This is a genomic window from Mycobacterium intracellulare ATCC 13950, from assembly GCF_000277125.1.
Taxonomy (GTDB): domain Bacteria; phylum Actinomycetota; class Actinomycetes; order Mycobacteriales; family Mycobacteriaceae; genus Mycobacterium; species Mycobacterium intracellulare.
This window is the reverse complement of record NC_016946.1, coordinates 4,719,817-4,738,599: the sequence shown is the minus strand read 5'-3', so window position 1 is coordinate 4,738,599 and position 18,783 is coordinate 4,719,817. Positions and strand designations below refer to the sequence as shown.

The 18,783-nt window shown below is 69.2% G+C and carries 16 protein-coding genes; 9 read left to right on the top strand and 7 right to left on the bottom strand.

What is annotated here, in order from left to right:
- Positions 1 to 33: 33 nt before the first annotated feature.
- The 3 genes from hemB to OCU_RS46865 are packed head-to-tail and all read left to right on the top strand — an operon-like array spanning position 34 to position 1,866.
- Positions 34 to 1,023 carry a porphobilinogen synthase gene (gene hemB, locus OCU_RS46875; RefSeq protein WP_080587949.1) on the top strand — a complete coding sequence of 330 codons (990 nt, stop codon included), beginning with the start codon at positions 34 to 36 and terminating at the stop codon, positions 1,021 to 1,023.
- A gap of 55 nt (positions 1,024 to 1,078) precedes the next feature.
- The gene (locus OCU_RS46870) at positions 1,079 to 1,609 is read left to right on the top strand and encodes a DUF3093 family protein (RefSeq protein ID WP_014381216.1); all 531 of its coding nucleotides are present in this window, start codon (positions 1,079 to 1,081) and stop codon (positions 1,607 to 1,609) included.
- On the top strand, positions 1,606 to 1,866 hold the full coding sequence (locus OCU_RS46865) for a hypothetical protein (protein WP_008261140.1): 261 nt from the start codon (positions 1,606 to 1,608) through the stop codon (positions 1,864 to 1,866). The genes OCU_RS46870 and OCU_RS46865 overlap by 4 nt, the downstream gene beginning before the upstream one ends.
- Here OCU_RS46865 and OCU_RS46860 read toward each other — a convergent pair.
- The gene (locus OCU_RS46860) at positions 1,850 to 2,290 is read right to left on the bottom strand and encodes an STAS domain-containing protein (protein WP_041787110.1); all 441 of its coding nucleotides are present in this window, start codon (positions 2,288 to 2,290) and stop codon (positions 1,850 to 1,852) included. The genes OCU_RS46865 and OCU_RS46860 overlap by 17 nt on opposite strands.
- Before the next feature lie 356 nt (positions 2,291 to 2,646).
- On the opposite strand from OCU_RS46860, the gene OCU_RS46855 reads away from it, so the two are divergent.
- Positions 2,647 to 3,885, top strand: a complete 1,239-nt coding sequence (locus OCU_RS46855) for an acyltransferase family protein (protein ID WP_014381214.1) — start codon at positions 2,647 to 2,649, stop codon at positions 3,883 to 3,885.
- 90 nt (positions 3,886 to 3,975) lie between these two features.
- Positions 3,976 to 4,662, top strand: a complete 687-nt coding sequence (locus tag OCU_RS46850; protein WP_026071180.1) for an Rv0518 family GDSL lipase — start codon at positions 3,976 to 3,978, stop codon at positions 4,660 to 4,662.
- 191 nt (positions 4,663 to 4,853) lie between these two features.
- On the opposite strand, the gene OCU_RS46845 is transcribed toward OCU_RS46850, so the two are convergent.
- On the bottom strand, positions 4,854 to 6,977 hold the full coding sequence (locus OCU_RS46845) for an acyltransferase family protein (protein ID WP_014381213.1): 2,124 nt from the start codon (positions 6,975 to 6,977) through the stop codon (positions 4,854 to 4,856).
- Between the two features lie 49 nt (positions 6,978 to 7,026).
- Positions 7,027 to 7,890, bottom strand: coding sequence for an alpha/beta hydrolase (locus OCU_RS46840; protein WP_179300164.1), 864 nt, complete (start codon positions 7,888 to 7,890; stop codon positions 7,027 to 7,029).
- Positions 7,891 to 8,236: 346 nt separating this feature from the next.
- Between OCU_RS46840 and OCU_RS46835 the strand changes: the two genes are divergently transcribed.
- From OCU_RS46835 to OCU_RS46825, 3 genes are all read left to right on the top strand, one after another.
- Positions 8,237 to 9,382 (top strand): LLM class flavin-dependent oxidoreductase, encoded by a 1,146-nt coding sequence (locus OCU_RS46835; protein WP_014381210.1) that lies wholly within the window; start codon positions 8,237 to 8,239, stop codon positions 9,380 to 9,382.
- 5 nt (positions 9,383 to 9,387) lie between these two features.
- Entirely contained in the window at positions 9,388 to 10,740 is a 1,353-nt protein-coding gene (locus tag OCU_RS46830) for an MFS transporter (RefSeq protein ID WP_014381209.1), read from the top strand.
- A 79-nt stretch (positions 10,741 to 10,819) separates the two neighbouring features.
- Positions 10,820 to 12,178 carry an amino acid permease gene (locus tag OCU_RS46825; RefSeq protein ID WP_014381208.1) on the top strand — a complete coding sequence of 453 codons (1,359 nt, stop codon included), beginning with the start codon at positions 10,820 to 10,822 and terminating at the stop codon, positions 12,176 to 12,178.
- Positions 12,179 to 12,200: 22 nt separating this feature from the next.
- On the opposite strand, the gene car is transcribed toward OCU_RS46825, so the two are convergent.
- The 4 genes from car to OCU_RS46805 form a co-directional block, all read right to left on the bottom strand.
- Positions 12,201 to 15,767: a carboxylic acid reductase gene (car, locus tag OCU_RS46820; RefSeq protein WP_014381207.1), complete on the bottom strand. Its 3,567-nt coding sequence runs from the start codon at positions 15,765 to 15,767 to the stop codon at positions 12,201 to 12,203.
- Positions 15,768 to 15,838: 71 nt separating this feature from the next.
- Positions 15,839 to 16,756: a ketopantoate reductase family protein gene (locus OCU_RS46815; protein WP_014381206.1), complete on the bottom strand. Its 918-nt coding sequence runs from the start codon at positions 16,754 to 16,756 to the stop codon at positions 15,839 to 15,841.
- Positions 16,753 to 17,934, bottom strand: a complete 1,182-nt coding sequence (locus OCU_RS46810) for an enolase C-terminal domain-like protein (RefSeq protein ID WP_036389729.1) — start codon at positions 17,932 to 17,934, stop codon at positions 16,753 to 16,755. Before OCU_RS46810 ends, OCU_RS46815 begins: the two co-directional genes overlap by 4 nt.
- Positions 17,935 to 17,945: 11 nt before the next feature.
- Positions 17,946 to 18,341 (bottom strand): nitroreductase family deazaflavin-dependent oxidoreductase, encoded by a 396-nt coding sequence (locus OCU_RS46805; protein WP_008261103.1) that lies wholly within the window; start codon positions 18,339 to 18,341, stop codon positions 17,946 to 17,948.
- Positions 18,342 to 18,414: 73 nt separating this feature from the next.
- Here OCU_RS46805 and OCU_RS46800 point away from each other — a divergent pair, with 73 nt between their 5' ends.
- The gene (locus OCU_RS46800) at positions 18,415 to 18,756 is read left to right on the top strand and encodes a hypothetical protein (RefSeq protein ID WP_008261101.1); all 342 of its coding nucleotides are present in this window, start codon (positions 18,415 to 18,417) and stop codon (positions 18,754 to 18,756) included.
- The last annotated feature ends 27 nt before the right edge of the window (positions 18,757 to 18,783 follow it).

Sequence of the window (18,783 nt, the reverse complement as noted above, 5' to 3'; positions counted from 1 at the left end):
GCGCGGCGGAGCCGGGCGCAGCGGGTCGCCACGATGAGCGGTAGCGCCTACCCGCGGCAGCGTCCGCGTCGGCTCCGCTCAACCCCGGCGTTGCGCCGTTTGGTCGCGCAAACGTCGCTGGAGCCAAGGCATTTGGTGCTGCCGATGTTCGTCGCCGACGGCATCGACGAGCCCCGGCCGATCGCCTCGATGCCGGGGGTGGTCCAACACACCCGCGATTCGTTGCGCGCCGCCGCCGCCAGCGCCGTCGCCGCCGGGGTGGGCGGGCTAATGCTGTTCGGTGTGCCGCGTGATGAGGACAAGGACGCGGTGGGGTCGGCCGGCACCGATCCCGACGGCATCCTCAACGTCGCCCTGCGCGACCTGGCCAAGGACCTCGGCGAGGCCACCGTGCTGATGGCCGACACCTGCCTGGACGAGTTCACCGACCACGGCCACTGCGGCGTCCTCGACGACCGCGGTCGGGTCGACAACGACGCGACCGTAGCCCGATATGTGAAACTCGCTGTGGCGCAAGCGGAATCGGGCGCGCACGTGGTAGGTCCGAGTGGGATGATGGACGGTCAGGTGGGCGCGATTCGCGACGGGCTGGACGCGGCCGGCCATACCGACGTGGCGATCCTCGCCTACGCCGCCAAGTTCGCATCGGCGTTCTACGGTCCGTTCCGCGAAGCGGTCAGTTCCAGCCTCTCCGGCGACCGGCGCACCTATCAGCAGGAGGCGGGCAATTCCCGCGAGGCGCTCCGCGAGATCCAGCTCGATCTGGACGAGGGCGCCGACATTGTGATGGTGAAGCCGGCGATGGGTTATCTGGACGTGGTGTCGGCGGCGGCCTCGATTTCGCCGGTGCCGGTGGCCGCCTATCAGGTGTCGGGGGAGTACGCGATGATTCGCGCTGCGGCCGCGAACAATTGGATCGACAAGCGCGCGGCGGCCCTGGAATCATTGACGAGCATCCGGCGGGCCGGAGCCGATATCGTTCTCACCTATTGGGCCGCGGACGCGGCAGGGTGGCTTTCGTGAGACGGGGCTTGCGTTGACGTCAGAGACGACCAGAAGCGATACCCAACCGAAGCCGTTGTTCTACGAACCCGGCGCCACCTGGTGGTGGGTGGCGTGCGGCCCGGCCTCGGCGGCGGCCATGGTCCTGATCGAAATCTGGAGCGGTGCCAAGGTGTCGTTCGTGGTCCCCGCGATCTTCTTCGTCCTGGTGTCGGCGTTCGTGGGGTTGCAGGTGAAGGCGGCGCGGATCCACGTCTCGGTCGAGCTGACCGAAGACGCCCTGCGCCAAGGCACCGAGACCATCCTGGTCCGCGAGATCGTCAGGGTTTATCCCGAGCCCGAGAACCACGAAGCCTCCGGCAAGGAGCTGGCGCGCTGGCAGTCGGCGCGGGCGCTCGGCGAGTTGGTCGGGGTGCCGCGCGGACGGATCGGCATCGGCCTCAAGCTCACCAACGGCCGCACCGCCCAGGCGTGGGCGCGCCGTCATCGCCAGCTGCGGGCGGCCCTGACCCCGCTGGTCCAAGAGCGGGTGGAGCCCACCGGGACCGACGTCATCGACGGCGATCCGGACGACCCCACCGGCGATCAGGCCGGGCCCGCGCAATGATCGCCAGCTACCGGGCGCTGGTCGAGCTCGCCGTGGCGGTTGCCGCCCTGGCGGGCTCGGGATATAGCTGGACGCGCTCGCATCACACGGTGGCCGTCGCGCCCATCGCGGAGGGTCAGCCCTTCACGACGTCGGTGGTCTATGACCCGCAGCTGTTGCTTCTGACACTCGTGCTGTTGACGAGCGCCGGCGTGCTGGTGGTCGTCGGCGCGGCCAGGCTGCGGCGTGCCCGCTCCGGCGCTACGACGTCTTCCTGACCAGCGGCAACGCCATCGTGCGGCGGACCCTGAGGGCGTCGGCCCGGTCGCGCAGTGCCTCCTGAACCGAGCGCATCAGCGGGAAATTGGTGTCATGACCGGTGTCCTCGAGCACCGCGATGACCGCCGAGCTGGCCACCAGCGTCCAATCCACACCGGCGGCCCGACAATCGGCATCGAACGCATACAAGAGCGAAATACCGGCCTCAGCAAATTGACTGACATCGGCGACATCGAGCACCACAGGGTTTTCCCCGAGCGTGAAACGCCGAATGTGGCGACTGACGCGGTCGACATTGGCGTCGTCGATTTCGCCGCGGATATGCACCACTGTCGCCAAGTGGCGGTAGTGCGCCCGCACCTGAGCGCCATCGCACTCAAAGACGCAGTTGTCGTGGCGACTCCCGGTGCCTGCGATCGTCATGAGGACCCCTCACTCTCCGTGTCGCTCGCGCGTGGCCTTGGGGCGCGCCTCCCCGCTCACCAAAGCTGCCTTAAACGCTAGGCCGCAAGCCTAAGGACACCGGTAGCCGCGCCTAACGCTTTGCTAAGAAGCAAAATGCGATTTCGCGACGAGCAAACCTCCGTAATCGGCGTCGCGCATTCCGGGCGGCCCTGAAGGCCATGTGCCACACCACAACCGTCCCCGCATGTCGGCGATTGCGCTGCTAGGCTGCCATGGCTGCCGGTTGCTAGTCGGGGGGCTTGCGAAATGGCGAGATCGCCCGCTCAGCCGATAGCAGGAGAACGGAACGGCAGGATCCAGACGGGAAGAGCAGCGTGCGGGGCGGAGAGATCCGGGGCGAAATCAAGGCCCTGACGGGACTCCGTATCGTCGCCGCGCTCTGGGTGGTGCTGTTTCACTTCCGGCCGATGCTCGGGGATGCGTCGCCCGATTTCCGCGACGCGCTGGCCCCCGTCCTCAACTGTGGCGCCCAGGGCGTCGACCTCTTCTTCATCCTCAGCGGCTTCGTGCTGACGTACAACTACCTCGACCGGATGGGCCGGTCCTGGTCGACCCGCGCCACCCTGCACTTCCTGTGGCTGCGGCTGGCCCGGGTATGGCCGGTGTACCTGGTGACATTGCACCTCGCCGCCCTGTGGGTGATCTTCACCCTGCACGTGGGCCACGTGCCGTCGCCGGACGCCGCCTCACTCACCGCGGTCAGCTACGTGCGGCAGATCCTGTTGGTGCAGTTGTGGTTTGTGCCGTTCTTCGACGACTCGAGCTGGGACGGGCCGGCCTGGTCGATCAGCGCCGAATGGCTGGCGTACGTGCTTTTCGCCCTACTGGTGTTGGTGTTGTTGCGGATGAAGCAGGCGACGCGGGCGCGCAGCCTCATGGTGCTGGCGTTCGCGGCGTCGTTGCCGCCGGTGGTGATGCTGCTGGCCAGCGGCCACTTCTACACGCCGTGGAGCTGGCTGCCGCGGATCGTCACACAGTTCACCGCCGGGGCGCTGGCCTGTGCCGCCGTGCGCAGACTGCGGCTGACCGACCGCGGCCGCCGCGTCGCGGGGTACATCTCGCTGCTTCTGTTGGCCGCGATGGTGGGCGTCCTGTATTGGTTTGGCGCACACCCGATATCCGGGGTGGTGGAAAACGACAGCGGCGGCGTCGTCGACGTGTTGTTCGTTCCGCTGGTGATCTCGCTGGCCGTCGGCCTGGGGAGCCTGCCCAGGATGTTGTCGACGCGGGTGATGGTGTACGGCGGTCAGATCTCGTTCTGCCTGTACATGGTTCACGAGCTGGTGCACACGTCCTGGGGTTGGGCCGTGGAACAATTCGAGCTCGCAACGCAGGACAATCCGTGGAAATGGAACGTCATCGGCCTGCTCGCGATTGCCGTGGTCCTTTCGATCGCGTTGTATCACGCCGTCGAAGAGCCCGCCCGCCGCTGGATGCGCAAGATGGTCGACGTCCGGGCCGTGAACGCGAGGAGTGATCCCGGCGAGTCCACGAACGGCAAGCCGCATCCGATCGACCGTCCGCTGGAAGCGATTTCGGTCCGCGCGGTGTGATGGCTGCTTTTGCGCCCGGCCGCGAGTCACGGGCAATATTCGATGAGAACACGGCGGCACCCGACCATGCCGTTGACAGTGGAGGTATGAGTGAGTCGTCTGGCCACCTTTCTCATTGGGTTGAGTTTTCTGGGGGGCGTGGGCATCGCATACCCACCGCAGGTGCGCACTTACGCGACGTTGACGCTGGACTTCCGGCTCAATCACCTGGCGGTCATCGGGGATTCGTACACCACCGGTACCGATGAGGGCGGCCTCGGCGCGCGGTCATGGCCGTCGCGCGCGTGGCAGGCGCTCGGTGCGCGGGGCTCGCGGGTTTCGGCCGATGTGGCGGCCGAGGGCCGCGCCGGTTACGCCGCGCCCGGTGACCACGGCAGCACCTTCGAGGACCTGACCGCCAGGGCCGTCCACCCCGATGACGCGCTGGTGGTGTTCTTCGGCTCCCGCAACGACCAGGGTATCGATCCCCTGCTGTTGACCGAAAAGACCCACGCTGCTTTGGATCTGGCGCGCCGGTTTGCGCCGGCCGCGCGCTTGCTGGTGATCGGCCCGCCGTGGCCGACCGCCGATGTTCCGCCATCGATGTTCCTGATTCGCGACGTCCTGGGCGGCGCGGCGGGGGCCGCCGGGGCGACGTTCATCGACCCGATCGCCGAACACTGGTTCGTCGGCAGGCCCGACCTGATCGGCCCCGACGGCGTGCACCCGAACGACGCGGGGCACCAGTACATGGCCGACAAGATCGCGCCGCTGATCCGTACTCAGCTCTCGACGTGACGGGCCGCCTAGTCCTCCGCGTGGCGCTCGTAGTCCCACCGCTCCAGGCGATCTTGCAGATGTAGCAGGCCGACTCCGGCGAAGGGTGCGGCGACCGCGATGCAGACCAGCAGCAGTGGAGACATGAGCTAAACCCTCCAAAAACCCTTCACTGATCTGACGTTCGTCCGCCGCGAGAAGTTCATCGCCGTTCACCCGTCCGCCACGGCGCGGTCCACCAGCACACCCATCACCGGCGCCAGCAGCCGCGCGTACTGCGTCGTCACATGGTTGTCGTCGCGGAACACCAGGGTGTTGCCGACGATCAGCGGGCAGCGGTCGGGGGCGCAGAACAGGTCGGTCAGCTCCGCGTAATGCCCGCCGTTGCCGACGGTCGCGGCGCGCTCGGCGGCGATCCCATCGTCGTTGACGGCCGCGGATCGCGTTGGCGCACAAGCGGTTGCGTCCTCAAGGTGGGCGGACAGGCAGGTCGGCGCGGACGAATGCGGGTCGGCGGCGGGTCCCAGCACCAGGACGGTGGCGCCGGTGGCGCGCAATTGCGCCACGGTGCGTCCCAGGGTGTCGATCCACGCCGGATCGTAGGAGGTGAAGCCGAAGTCCCCGCCGTAACGCCGGCTCATGTCCAGCACGACCAGGCGCGGGTGTTCGGCGTTCATCCGGCCCATGATGTCGGCGCGCCACTGCTCGCATTCGGTGTACTCGCGGCCCAGATACGGGCTCACGATGTGCAGGTCCTGCAGTGGGCAGGTCACCTTGGCCAGGGTCTCCAGCCGCCAGTGCCGCTGCTCGGCGAGCTGCTCGAACGCCGGGTTCCACATGGCGGCATGCGAGTCGCCGATCAGGGCCACGGTCGTCGGCGAGGCGGTATCGCCCGTCGCGCATTCGCTTTGGCCGACGTCGCGCCAGGACCGCACGCAGCCGTTGACGAACACGGCGGCCTTGTCGGCCGGCGCCTTGTCCAGCGGGGGGTCGAGGTTCGACGGGACGGTGCGCAGACCGGCCGCGCTTGCGAGCACGACGCGCGCCTGGTCGAAGGCCTGACGGACCGCCGATTCCTGCGGGCTGACGGCGGCGACGCCGGCCGGGGGCGCCGCGACGATGTTGGCCCGGGGCGCCGCGACGCCGTGGCCCACCGGCGCGGGGATCACGTTCAGCAGCAGCATGCATGCACACGCCGTGGCGGCGCTGGCCCCGCCCGCCACGGCCAGGCTGACCTTCGCCGAGCGGCGCAGGGCCGCGGCGAAGCGGCCCGGGTTTTCCACCAGATGCAGGGTGATGACGGCCAGCCCGGCGGACACGGCCGTCGCGCTCAGGCGGGCCGGCAGCCCGGCGGGCTCGCCGAGCAGCGCCGGCATCAACAGCAGCACCGGCCAGTGCCACAGGTACCAGGAGTAGGAGATGCGGCCGATGGCGCGCATCGCCGGGCGGCACAGCAGCCGGCCGGGCCCGAGCCCGCCGGTGACGGCTCCGCCGCCGACGATCAGCGCGGTGCCCAGCACGGGCAGCAGCGCCTCGACGCCGGGGTAGGGGGTGTGGGCGCCCAGCTGGGTGCAGGTCAGCAGGATCAACACCAGGCCGCCCCACCCGGCGATCGACGCGGTCAGCAGCGACAGGCGCCGCCACTGCTGGAGCGACAGGGCCACCAGGCCGCCGGCCGCCAGTTCCCAGGCCCGGGTCGGCAGCGAGAAGAACGCCCACGACGGCGACGTCCGGGTCCACAGCGCGCCGGCCGTCAACGACGCGACGGCGACCACCGCGAGGACCGCCGCGTACGGCGCCGCCCGCTTTGCGGCGCCGCGCAGGAGCGGGACGCGCTGGACCAACCACGCGGTGGCGATGATCAGCACCGGCCACACGAGGTAGAACTGCTCCTCGACGCCCAGCGACCAGTAGTGCTGGAACGGCGACGGCGCGTCGGTGGTCAGGTAGTCGGTGCCGCGCAGGGCGAACCGATAGTTACCGACGTACAGGGCGCTGGCGATGCCGTCGAGGAACACGCTGCGGGCCTGTAGCGGCGGCAGCACCGCGGCGGCGGCGATGGCCGTGACGGTGCCGACGATGGCCGCGGCCGGCAGCAGCCGCCGGGCTCGCGCGCCGTAAAAGCGGCCCAGCGCAACGGTATTCGTGGCGGCCGCCTCCCGGAAGAGCAGCCCGGTGATGAGGAAGCCGGAGATGACGAAGAAGACGTCCACCCCGATGTAGCCGCCGCTGACCCCGGGGATGCCGGCGTGGTAGAGCACGACGGCGATCACCGCGACGGCGCGCAGCCCCTCGATGTCGGGCCGGAATCCCCTTCGGGAAGTCCGCCGCTCCACGCGGTGTGGGCTGCCGGCGACTGATTCCTCCCGAAGTGTCATCGTTGGCTCAGGTCGCCATCCAGGCCAGTTCGCCGGGTAGTTGGCTGCGCCAGTAGGCGACGTCGTGACCGCCGAGCGAGAAGCTGCCCGCGGGCGGCGTCTTCAACTGGTAGACGAATTGCTTTGTGGCGAAATAGAAGCGGTCGAAGTTGCCGCAATCCACGCGCAGCGGAATGGAATTCAGCGCCGGCACACCCATCACGCTGTTCTGCACGAAGTCCTCGTTGCTGTCGAACGCGCCCGGGGCGCTCGTCGCGTACGACGTGTACAGGGCCGGGCTGATGGCGCAGATTCCGGCGGTCCGGGACGGGCCCAACTTGGCGCCCAAACGAAGCGCCCCGTATCCGCCCATCGACCACCCCATGAAGCCGACCCGGGACGTGTCGAAACCCATCGTGGACAGCATGGGCAGCAGCTCGTCGAGCACCATCGCGCCCGAGTCCTCGCCGGAAGTCCTTTTGTGCCAGTAGGTGTTGCCCCCGTCGACGCCGACGACCGCGAACGGCGGCTTGCCCTCCTTGGCCAGCCGGGCCAGCCCGTCGGGCACGCCCATGTCGATCATCTGGTTGGCGTCGCCGTCCACACCGTGCAGCGCGATCACCGGACGCAGCATCTTGCTCTGGCCGGGCGGCATGGCGATCACGTAGTTGGTCTTGATGCCCCCACGGGCCGCCGACACGAACGACCCGGTCAGCCTGTTCGGCAGGGCGCTGCCCGCCGTCGGCGGCTCGAACGGGGCGGGAGCTTGCGGCAGCGTCGCGGCCTGCGACGTCTCCGCGGCCAGCAGCGAGCTGAACGCGTACACGCCGGCGGCTCCGAGGCTGGCACCGGCGCCCATCCGGAGCACCGCCCGGCGTGTGAGGTCAGGCATGATCGCAATGATGCCGCCCGTAGCGGGGATTACCCGCCGAGCCACGCCGTATTGGAAGCATTGTGTGATCTGGCGTGACCTTTCGGTCACGATGCGGTGATCTTTACGGGCGACACGGACGGCCCGGCGGGAGGGGGCCTCCGCGACGGGTTGCGGCGTCGGCTCACATCGTAGCGGTGGCGACGAGGCTTGCCACCACCGGAAACATTGCGATCGTATTGCCTTCTGGCGCAGCGGCAGACCCCCGCGCCGGGAATGCAATCTCGAAGGTTTCAACCCTCGCCCGACGGCCGCGAATTGCGAAGGATGGAGCTTTCTGTGCACAGGGGCGAAAGAGGATTGTGACGTGAGTCTCGCGTTTCATTGGTTTCTGCCGACCTACGGCGATTCGCGGAATCTGGTCGCGGGCGGGCACGGCACGCCGATGTCCGGCGACCGGCCCGCCACGCTGCGGTATCTGCACCAGATCTGTACGGCCGCCGAAGACAACGGGTTCGAAGCGGTTCTCACCCCCACCGGATTGTGGTGTGAGGACGCGTGGTTGACGACGGCGATGCTGGTCGAATCGACCGCGACCCTGAAATTTCTGGTGGCGTTTCGGCCCGGGCTGCTCAGTCCCACCCTGGCGGCCCAGATGGCCGGGACCTTCCAGCGGCACTCGGCCGGACGCCTGCTGCTCAACGTCGTCACCGGTGGCGAACCGCACGAGCAGCGCGCCTACGGGGACTTCCTGGACAAGGAGGCGCGCTACGCCCGCACCGCTGAGTTCTTGCACGTGGTGCGGCAGCTGTGGACCTCGAGGGAGCCGGTGACCTTCTCCGGGGAGCACATCCGGGTCGAAGGCGCGCAACTGAACAACCCGCCCGATCCGATCCCGGCGGTGTTCTTCGGCGGGTCGTCGGCGGCCGCGGGGCCGGTGGCGGCCAAGCACTCCGACGTGTATCTCACCTGGGGCGAGCCGCTGACCGCGGTCGCCAAGACGTTGGACTGGGTCCGTGGGCTGGCCGTTGACGCCGGACGAATCCTGCGGTACGGCTTGCGGATTCACGTGATCAGCCGTGACACGTCCGCGCAGGCATGGGCGGAGGCGGACCGGTTGCTGGCCGCCATCGACCCCGCGGACATCGCACGGGTTCAGGACAGCCTGGCGCGCAGCGAATCCGAGGGCCAGCGCCGGATGCGGGAGCTGCACGGCGGCGACAGCAGCAAGTTGCTGATCGCGCCGAACCTGTGGGCCGGCGTGGGCCTGGTGCGTGGGGGAGCGGGCACCGCCCTGGTCGGGTCGCACGCCGAGGTCGCCGAACGGCTGGCCGAATACGCCAATTTGGGGATCACCCACTTCATCTTGTCGGGATATCCGCATCTGGAGGAGGCCTACTGGTTCGGCGAGGGCGTGCTGCCGATTCTGGAGCGGATGGGCCTGTGGCGTCACCCCAACCGCCAGTCGCATCCGGCCGGGGCGACGCCCTTCGCGGTCGCGTCGGCGCACTAAGGGCCATGGCCGCCACGTTGCCCGCATCGGCACCCGCCGCCGGGCTGGCCGACGCGTATCCGGTCGCCGAGCGATCCGACCAGCGGCGTCGGCGGTTGCGCATCGTCGTCGCGGCGAGCCTGTTGGGGACCACGGTCGAGTGGTACGACTTCTTCCTGTACGCCACCGCGGCCGGACTGGTGTTCAACAAGGTGTTCTTTCCGAATGAAAGTTCCTTGGTGGGAACACTATTGGCCTTCGCCACGTTCGCCGTCGGGTTCGTCATGCGGCCCATCGGGGGCGTGGTGTTCGGTCACATCGGTGACCGGATCGGTCGCAAGCGCAGCCTGGCCTTGACGATGCTCATCATGGGCGGCGCGACGGCGTTGATCGGGCTCTTGCCGACCGCTACGCAGATCGGGGCGTGGGCACCGGTACTGCTGCTGGTGTTGCGCGTGCTGCAGGGTTTCGCGCTCGGCGGCGAGTGGGGCGGCGCGGTGCTGTTGGCCGTCGAACACAGCCCCGACGACCGGCGCGGCCGCTATGGTGCCGTCCCACAAGTCGGGCTGGCGCTCGGACTGGCCATGGGTACGGGCATATTCGCGTTCTTGCAGATTGTGTTGGGGCCGAACCGATTCCTCGCGTACGGCTGGCGCATCGGGTTCCTGCTGAGCCTGCTGTTGGTGGTGATCGGCATCGTGGTGCGGTTGCGGGTCGACGAGACTCCCGCGTTCCGGAAGCTGCAAGACCTGCAGGCCGCGTCCACCGTGCCGCTGCGGGACATCGTTCGCGAGCCCCGCTCGCGGCGCAACACGCTGCTCGGGTTGCTGTCGCGCTGGGCGGAAGGCTCGGCCTTCAACACCTGGGGCGTGTTCGCGATCGGTTACGCGACGGGAGCGTTGGGGCTGAACCGGGTGTCGGTCCTGGTGGCCGTGACCATCGCCGCGTTGTTGATGGCTGTGCTGCTGCCGATTTCGGGACGATTGACCGAGCGCTTCGGTGCGCGACGGGTGTACCTGGTGGGCATCGCCTGCTACGGCCTGACGGCCTTCCCCGCCTTCGCCCTGTTCGGCACCAAGAAGCTGCTGTGGTTCGGCCTGGCGATGATCATCGTCTTCGGCGTCGTGCACGCGCTGTTCTACGGGGCACAGGGCACGCTGTACTCCGCGCTGTATCCCACGAGCGCCCGCTACACCGGGCTGTCGTTCGTTTACCAGGTGTCGGGGATCTACGCCTCCGGGGTCACCCCGATGATCCTGACCGCGCTGATCGCCGCCCTCGGCGGTGCGCCCTGGCTGGCCTGCGGGTATTTGGTTGCGACAGCGGTCATTAGCGTGGTCGCCACGGCGCTGATCCGCGAGCACGACTTGTATCTTTAGGGGCGCGGACCTGGTGTCGCGGCGCTTGATGTGCTGTGGTTGATGACCAACACCGGATGCGCGCAGGGGGTGGCTGGTCATGGCTGGCACTTCGCAACTGCGCCAAGGGCTGTCGCAGCGCCAACTCAGCATGATCGCCCTTGGCGGCGTGATCGGTGCCGGCCTGTTCGTCGGATCCGGCGTGGTGATCAAGGACACCGGGCCGGCCGCATTCCTCACCTACGCCCTGCGCGGCCTGCTCGTCGTCCTGGTCATGCGGATGCTGGGCGAGATGGCGGCCGCGAACCCGTCGACGGGTTCGTTCGCCGACTACGCGGCCCGCGCCCTGGGCCGCTGGGCGGGGTTTTCGGTCGCCTGGCTGTATTGGTACTTCTGGGTGATCGTGGTGGGCTTCGAGGCGGTCGCCGGCGGTAAAGTCCTCACCTACTGGTTGCACGCGCCCCTTTGGGCGCTGTCGCTGGGTTTGATGGTGTTGATGACCGCGACCAACCTCTTCTCCGTGACGTCGTTCGGGGAGTTCGAATTCTGGTTCGCCGGAATCAAAGTCGCGGCCATCGCGATCTTCCTCGCCGTCGGCGCGGTGTACGTCCTGGGCCTGGTGCCGGGGCATCCCGGGGGCCTGGCCAACCTGCACGCACACGGCGGGTTCTTTCCCCACGGTGTGGGCGGGGTGTTCGCCGCGATCGTGGTGGTGATCTTCTCGATGGTGGGCGCCGAGATCGTCACCGTCGCCGCGGCCGAAAGCCGCGACCCCGAGCTCGCGGTCCAAAGGGCGACCAGATCGGTCGTGGTGCGCATCGGCATCTTCTTCGTCGGTTCGGTCTTCCTGCTCGTCGCGATCCTGCCGTGGGACTCGGGACAACTCGGCGGCTCGCCGTACGTGGCCGCGCTCAAGCACATGGGGTTGCCCGGAGCGGATCAGGTGATGAACGCGGTCGTGCTCACCGCGGTGCTGTCGTGTTTGAACTCCGGGCTGTACACGGCGTCGCGCATGCTGTTCGTCCTCGCCGATCGGGGCGAGGCGCCGATGCGGTTGGTCCAGCTGAGCGGCCGCGGCGTCCCCTATCTCGCGATCCTGTGTTCGTCGGCCGTCGGATTCGGGTGCGTCATCATGGCGCGGGTCGCGCCCCACACGGTATTCCTGTTCCTGCTCAACTCATCTGGCGCGGTCATCCTGTTCGTCTACTGGCTGATCGCGCTGTCGCAGATCGTCCTGCGCCGCCGCACGCCCGCGGACAAGCTGACGGTGAAGATGTGGTTCTTCCCGGTGCTGTCCATCCTCACCCTGGCCGGGATCACCGCGGTGCTGGTGCAGATGGCGTTCGATCAGCGGGCGCGCAGTCAGCTGTGGCTCGGCCTGCTGTCCTGGGCGGTGGTGATCGGGCTCTACGTCGTTGCCCGGCGGCGCGGACGCGGCGGCGTGGCTTCCCGCGACTGAGCACACACCGGCGCGCGGTCCCTCATCCCGCGTGCGCTCCGGCACGGGTGCGCAACAATCCCAGCCGCTGCAGATCGGCGACGTATTTGTCGATCAACGCCTGCGTGACGTGCGGGACATCCCGGGTGGCGCCGATCCCCGCGGATTGCACTGCCGCGCGGAACTTTTCGGCGGGCATGCCGGTGCCGTGCGTCGGCTGGCCCGGCTTGGCGTAGGCGCTCATCAGCGGCAGCAGGGAACTCTTCCGTTGGTTGTCCGGCAGCGACTTCATCGCCGCGGTGAATCTGGCCAGCCACTCGTCGTAGTCGTCGACCCGTTCGATCTCGTGCCCGTCGGCGATGAGCCAGTCCACGAACGTGTCCAACGAAACCCCGTCGTCATGGGTGTTGAGCACGTTGTAGGTGTGGTAACCCTGCCGGGTGCGCGCGCCCAACGTGGTGATGGCCTCGGCGGTGAAATCGGCTGGTAGCCCGTCGTAATGGGCGCGCTGCCGGTTGCCGGACGCGTCGAGTTGATAGAAGGATCGCGGCGCGATCCCGGTCGCCACCAGGCTCAAGATCAGCCGAGTGAACATGTCCGGCACGTTGAGCTGACCGGCGAAATCGCTGTGCGCCAGGATCATGTCGGACCGGAAGACCGCGACCGGCACGCCGCACAGGTCGTGGGCCTCGCGCAGCAGCACCTCGCCGGCCCACTTGCTGGTCGCGTACCCGCTGGCATACGACTCGTCGAGGGAGCGCGAGGGGCTGGCCGAACGCACGTCGGCGTCCTCGCCGATGAAGCTGCCATACGGCAGCGTCGTCACGGCCACGGTGGAGATGTAGTTGATCGGCTTGAGGCGCTCACTGATCGCCAGCTTGACGATCTCGGCAGTGCCCACCACGTTAGGGCCGAACAGCTGGCTGTACGGCAGCACGTGGTTGACCAGGGCGGCCGAATGCACGACGAGGTCCACCGATCGCGCCAGGCGCTGGTAGGTGGGCGTGTCCAGCCCGAGGTTGGCGGCGCCCACGTCACCGACGAGCACCTGAAGATGTTTGTCGGCCAATTGGCGGAAACGCCGCGACAATTCGGCGTCGCCGCTGTCGATGGCCGCCTCGATGCGCTGACGCCCGGCGGTCGGGTCCGCCCCGCGGGCGAGGCAGATCACCGTGCCGCCCGTGGGGGCCAGGCGCTCCAGCCAATCCAGGCACAGAAAGCGCCCGAGGTAGCCGTTGGCCCCGGTCAGCAGCACGGTGTTGACGGCGCCGGTCGGCGCCGGCAGGTGGGGCGCGGCGGCCAACGTGTCGTCGTCGATGAACTTGGCCAGCGTCAGATCCGCGGCGCGGGCGACGGTGGCGCCCCGGCCGTGCACCGAGGCGAACGTCGGCCGCGTCGATTCCGAAGTCCGTTCGCCGTCAACGTAGTTCGCGATGGTGGCCAGCGTCGCGGTGGGGCTGACGATGGTCTGCACGGGCACGTCGATGTGGAAGATCTCCGACAGGAGCGTGGCGAAGGAGAACGCCGACAGCGAATCACCGCCCAGCTCAATGAACTTCGCGTCGCCGCGCAGCGCGGCGTCCGCCGGCAGGCCCAGGGTTGCCGCCGCCGCCCGCCGCACCGTGTCGATGGTGGGCAGCTCGCGGCTCGCGGAGCGCAGCTCGTCGAGCTGGTTGCCGTGGCTGGCCTCGATCTCGTCGTACATGGCGTCGAGGCGCTCGCCGTAGCGCGCCTTGAGGGCCGGACGCAGCAGCTTGCCCACCCCGGACAGCAGGCCGTTGTCCCGGGTGAAACGCTGCGGCTCCAGCAGGAAATCGCGCGGGACCTCGTACGGGTGCAGGTGGGAGTCGGCGGCGATCTGCTGCAGCGACTCCGCGATCAGGGCGCGCGCGTCGCCGCCGCCGACGGCGTCGACGTTCGGCACGATCACCGCGAGCAGGAACGGTTGCTCGCTGCTGCCGTACAGGAAGATCTGGCGAATGTAGGGGCTGGTGGAGAAGGTGGCCTCCAGCTGGGAGACGGCGACGAATTCACCCTGCGAGAGTTTGATGACGTTGTTGCTGCGGTCCAGATACATCAGGTGGTCGGGCCCCAGCTCGGCCATGATGTCGCCGGTCTTGTAGAACCCCTCGTCGTCGAAGATCTGCGCCGACAGCTCCGGGTGCTTGAAGTATCCGGGAATCACGTTGCTGGCCTTCAGGTGTAGCTCGCCGCGCGGGTAGGGCTTGTCGGTGGTGAGGTAGCCCAGCTCGGGGACGTCGACGAGTTTGTAGTCGGTGACGGGCGGGCGCCTGATCCGGCCGCTGCGTATGATGCCGCCGCCGGTCTCGGTCGCGCCGTAGCCGTCGGCCACGGTGACGTCGAGCAGCGACTCCATGAAGGCGTGCATCTGCTTGGACAGCGGCGCGCTGCCGCACATCGCCGAGACGACCCGCCCGCCGATGAAGTCTTGCCGCAGTTCGGCTTTCACCGCCTCGTCGCGCTGTTCGGCAGTGAGGCCGTCGCCGGCCCGTTGGTCGAGCTCCTTGCGGTAGCGGCGAAAGAACATGTCGCACACCCGGGGGACGAGGTTCAACGCGGTGGGCCGGACCAAGCCGATGTCGTCGAACAGGGTGGACATGTCGCTCTTGGCGGCGAAGTAGCCGATGCCGCCGGAGGACAGCGTGGCGATCAGCCATTCCAGCCCGTACACGTGCGACAGCGGCATGTACTGCAGGTGGATGGCCGGGACCACCCGGCCGATGTCCACCGAGGGGCTGTGCGGGCGCTGCCAGATCCGGGTCATCATGTCGGCGGTGTACATCGCGCCCTTGGGGGTGCCGGTGCTGCCGGAGGTGTAAATCAGTGTGGCCAGCGGGTTTTCGCTTCGGCCCGGAACGTAGGCCTCCGGCGCCGGGCACCCGCGACCGGTCGCGAGCTCGGCGGCGAGCGCCACCATCTCGGCGCCGTGCCCGGCGTCGCGCAGGCGCGCGCGGGCGTCGTCGTAGCGGCCGCGCTGTTCGTCGTCGTCGCTGGTGTAATCGAACACCACCAGGCGCTGGACCGACGGTGCCTCGAGGACTACATCGACCGCGGTGCCGAGGGACTCGACGCTCACGGCCAGGATGCGCGGCGACGTCTCGGCGACGATCGGGGCGAGTTGGGCCGCCGTCGAACTGGTCTGCAGCGGCACGAACACCGTGCCCAGCCGGATGCACGCCAGGTAGTGCACGACGTAGTCGATGCTGGTGAAGCCCAGGACGCCGACGAAGTCGCCGGGGCGCAACCCGCCGGGCAGGCCGGAGCGCCACGCGGCGGCCAGCGCCGCGACCCGGTCACCCAGCTCGCGGTAGGTGATGGTCTCGAAACCCGGCAGCAGGGACGTCGCCGCGCGCCCGGTCGCCGGATCGCGCGCCACCTCGCAGGCGCGCTGGCCGAGCGCGGGCCGATCGGCATAACCGCTCAGGTAGATGTCGACGACCTCGGCCAGCCGCAATCCCGCGCGGTGCGCGGCCTCGGTCACCTCCGGCGACGGCGCGGCGGCCCGAAACTGCGGGTCGTTGGCGTACAGCTGTTCGACGCGCTCGGTCAGGCGCTGCTCGCGGCCCGAGTCGGTGACGGTGTCGGTCATCGGCGGCTTCCTCTCATCGCGGCGCGTGCCGGTGCCGTATACCCGTCCTGGCCCGTTCTAGCAGAGCCCGGTCAGCCCCACTGCCGTTCGATCGCCTTGATCAAGGCGGTCAGCGTCGCGTTCACCGGCGCCGCGACGCCGACCCGTGCGCCCTGGCGCGGCACCGCGCCGTTGATGACCTCGATCTCGCTGACGCGGCGGGCCTCGTGGTCCAGCAGCGCCGACGGTTTGGCGTCGGGCATCTGCGCGCCGAAGGCGCGTACGTGGGCGACGGGGTCGGTGACGGCCACCGCGATGCCGGACGCGCGGGCGACGGTCCACGCCTCGGTGGCGGCGGCCCGGCTGACCGGAGCCATCTCCGGGTCGTCCATCACCTGGCCGACGGTCATGCCGGTCAGCGCGCACGGCGCGCTGTAGGCGGCGTTGCAGATGAGCTTCTCCCACTGCATGGCGGCGATGTCGGTGACCGCGGCGGCGTCGAATCCGGCGTCGGTCCAGGCCCGCGCGATCGTTTCGACCGTCGCGTGCGGCAGCGACGAGTGGGCGCCGAAGCGCATCGCCCGCATGGCGTTGTGATGCACATGGCCGGGGGCCACCCGCGACGCCCCGAACCCGCTGGCGATGCCGACGGCGACGCGCTCGGCGCCGACGATGCCGGCGACCGTCTCCGCCGATCCCAAACCGTTCTGGATGGTCAGCACCGGTGTGGCCGGCCCCAGCATCGGAAGGGCTTGGCGCGCACCGACTGTCACGTCGGCCGCCTTGACCGCCAGCACGATCAGATCCATCGGCTCGTCCGGCGCGGTGGTGCTGGCCCGCAGCGGCACCACCCGGTCGTAGCCCGGGCCGGTGACCCGCAGGCCGTCGCGGCTGATCCGTTCGATGCTGGGCTGGTGGCGGTCGATGGCCAGCACGTCGTTACCAGCGGTCGCCAGTCGGGCGGCGTAAATGGAACCCATTGCCCCGCAACCGATTACCGCGATCTTCATCCGCACCCTCCGGTCAGCTCCGCGATCAGTTCGGCCAGGCCGGCCTTCTCCTCGAGGCCGAACCCGGCTGCGTCCGTCGGCGCGATCCGGCCGCCCGAGACCACGCAGGCGTCGGAATAGCCGCCGAACGGCGCGAACACTCCCGGGTAAGCCTCACACCCGCCCAGGCCGAGCCCGGCGGCGACGTGCAGGTTGATCAGGTGCCCGCCGTGCGGAAACGCGAACCGGCGATCGAAACCATGAGCCTCCAGGACGTCGAGCATCCGCATGTACTCGCCCAGCCCGTAGCTCAGCCCCGGATCCATTTGGAAGACATCACGATTCGGCCGCATGCCCCCGTAGCGAACCAGGTTTGTGACGTCCGGCACCGAGAACAGATTTTCGCCGGTGGCCACCGCGCCGTCGTAGCGGTCCGTCACCGCGCGGTGCAGCGCGTAATCGAGGGGATCACCCGGCTCCTCGTACCAGCGCAGGCCGTAGGGGGCCAGCGCGTCCGCCCAGCGGGTGGCCTGTGCGCGGTCGAAGCGGCCGTTCGCGTCGACCGCGACCCGTCCCGCGTCGCCGACGGCGTCGACGACGGCCTCGATCCGCGTCAGGTCCTCGCCCAGCGCGGCGCCGCCGATCTTCATCTTGACCGCGTCATAGCCGAGGTCGAGGTACCCGCGCATTTCGCGGCGCAGCCTCTCGACGCCGCCCTCGGCGTAGTAGTAGCCGCCGGCGGCATACACCGGCACCGCCGGCGCGGGATCCCGCCCGGCGTGGCGGGCGATCGTCACGCACGCGGGCTCGTCGCGCAGCTTGGCGTTGAGGTCCCAGCACGCCAGTTCCAGCGCTCCCGCCGCGGCCGCCCGGTCCCCATGACCGCCGGGTTTCTCGTCGGCCAGCGCGCACGCCACGACCGCGGCCGGATCGAGGAACCCGGACGCATCCAGCAGCCCATCGGGGGAGGCGGCCAACACCCGCGGGATCATCCGGTCGCGCAGGATCCCGCTCTGCGCAAACCGCCCGATCGAGTTGAACGCCACACCCGCCACGGGCCGCCCGCCCCGGATCACGTCGGTGATCACCGCGACCAACGAGACGGTGTGACCGGAGAAGTTGACCACCGCGTTGGCGGGCCCGCCGCGTCGACCGCCCTCGAGGCCGACCGCCCGCTCGACGATCGCCGCGATCCGCATCACCCGCGCGTTCAGGACGTCAGGGTGAGCAATACCGCCTGCTCGAACGGCAGCCTGGCGAAAACCCGTCGCACGCCGCGGGACACGTGCGCCGCCGCCTCGGCCTTGGAGACCACGCGCGGATCGGCGACACCCACGGTTTTGCCCCGGGTGCGTAGGCGCCCGCCGCCCGCCGCGGTCAGGTTCTTCAGCCAATCCCGGTCGGGGCCATACGTCAGCAGGATCGCCACCCCGGGTTTGCCGTCGACCTCGGTGCGAAACACGTTCACTGGTGTGCGGTACGGCTTGCCCGAGCGCCGCCCCACGTGCTCCAGGATCCCGAAGGACGGGAGCCAACCGGCCCACATCCGCTGGATCGGGTTGGTGACGTGACGGTTGAACCGGGCAAGTCCTTGGGGGAGTTGCATCCTCCCATCCAACTCGCAGGTCCCCGGCCAGGACAACCCGATCTTTGTGGGGCCACGGGTCTAATGTCGTCTCATGGGGCAGGCGGCAGGTAACGAGGCCGCCCGGCGCGCGGAGGAGCTGGTGCGCCGGGGGGAGGAACTCGCCGCGGGCAAGGCCGTCACCGTGGACGACGCGCGCCGCGCCGCCGAGCGCGCCGAGGCGTCCCACGAGCGCGACGAGGAGGCTCACCGCCGCGGAGTGCAGCGCCACTACGACGCCGCCGTCGCGCACGAGCGGGCCGCCGAAGTCCATGAGCGCGCGGTCGCCCAGCGCCTCGGCGATGTCGCCGCGCACCAGCGCGCGGCGGAAAAGGAACGCGACGCCGCGCGCCACGACTATCAAAAGGCGCAGGAAGCCGAACGGCAAGGGGCCTGACCGGCCGACCGGCCTGCCCTGCTACAC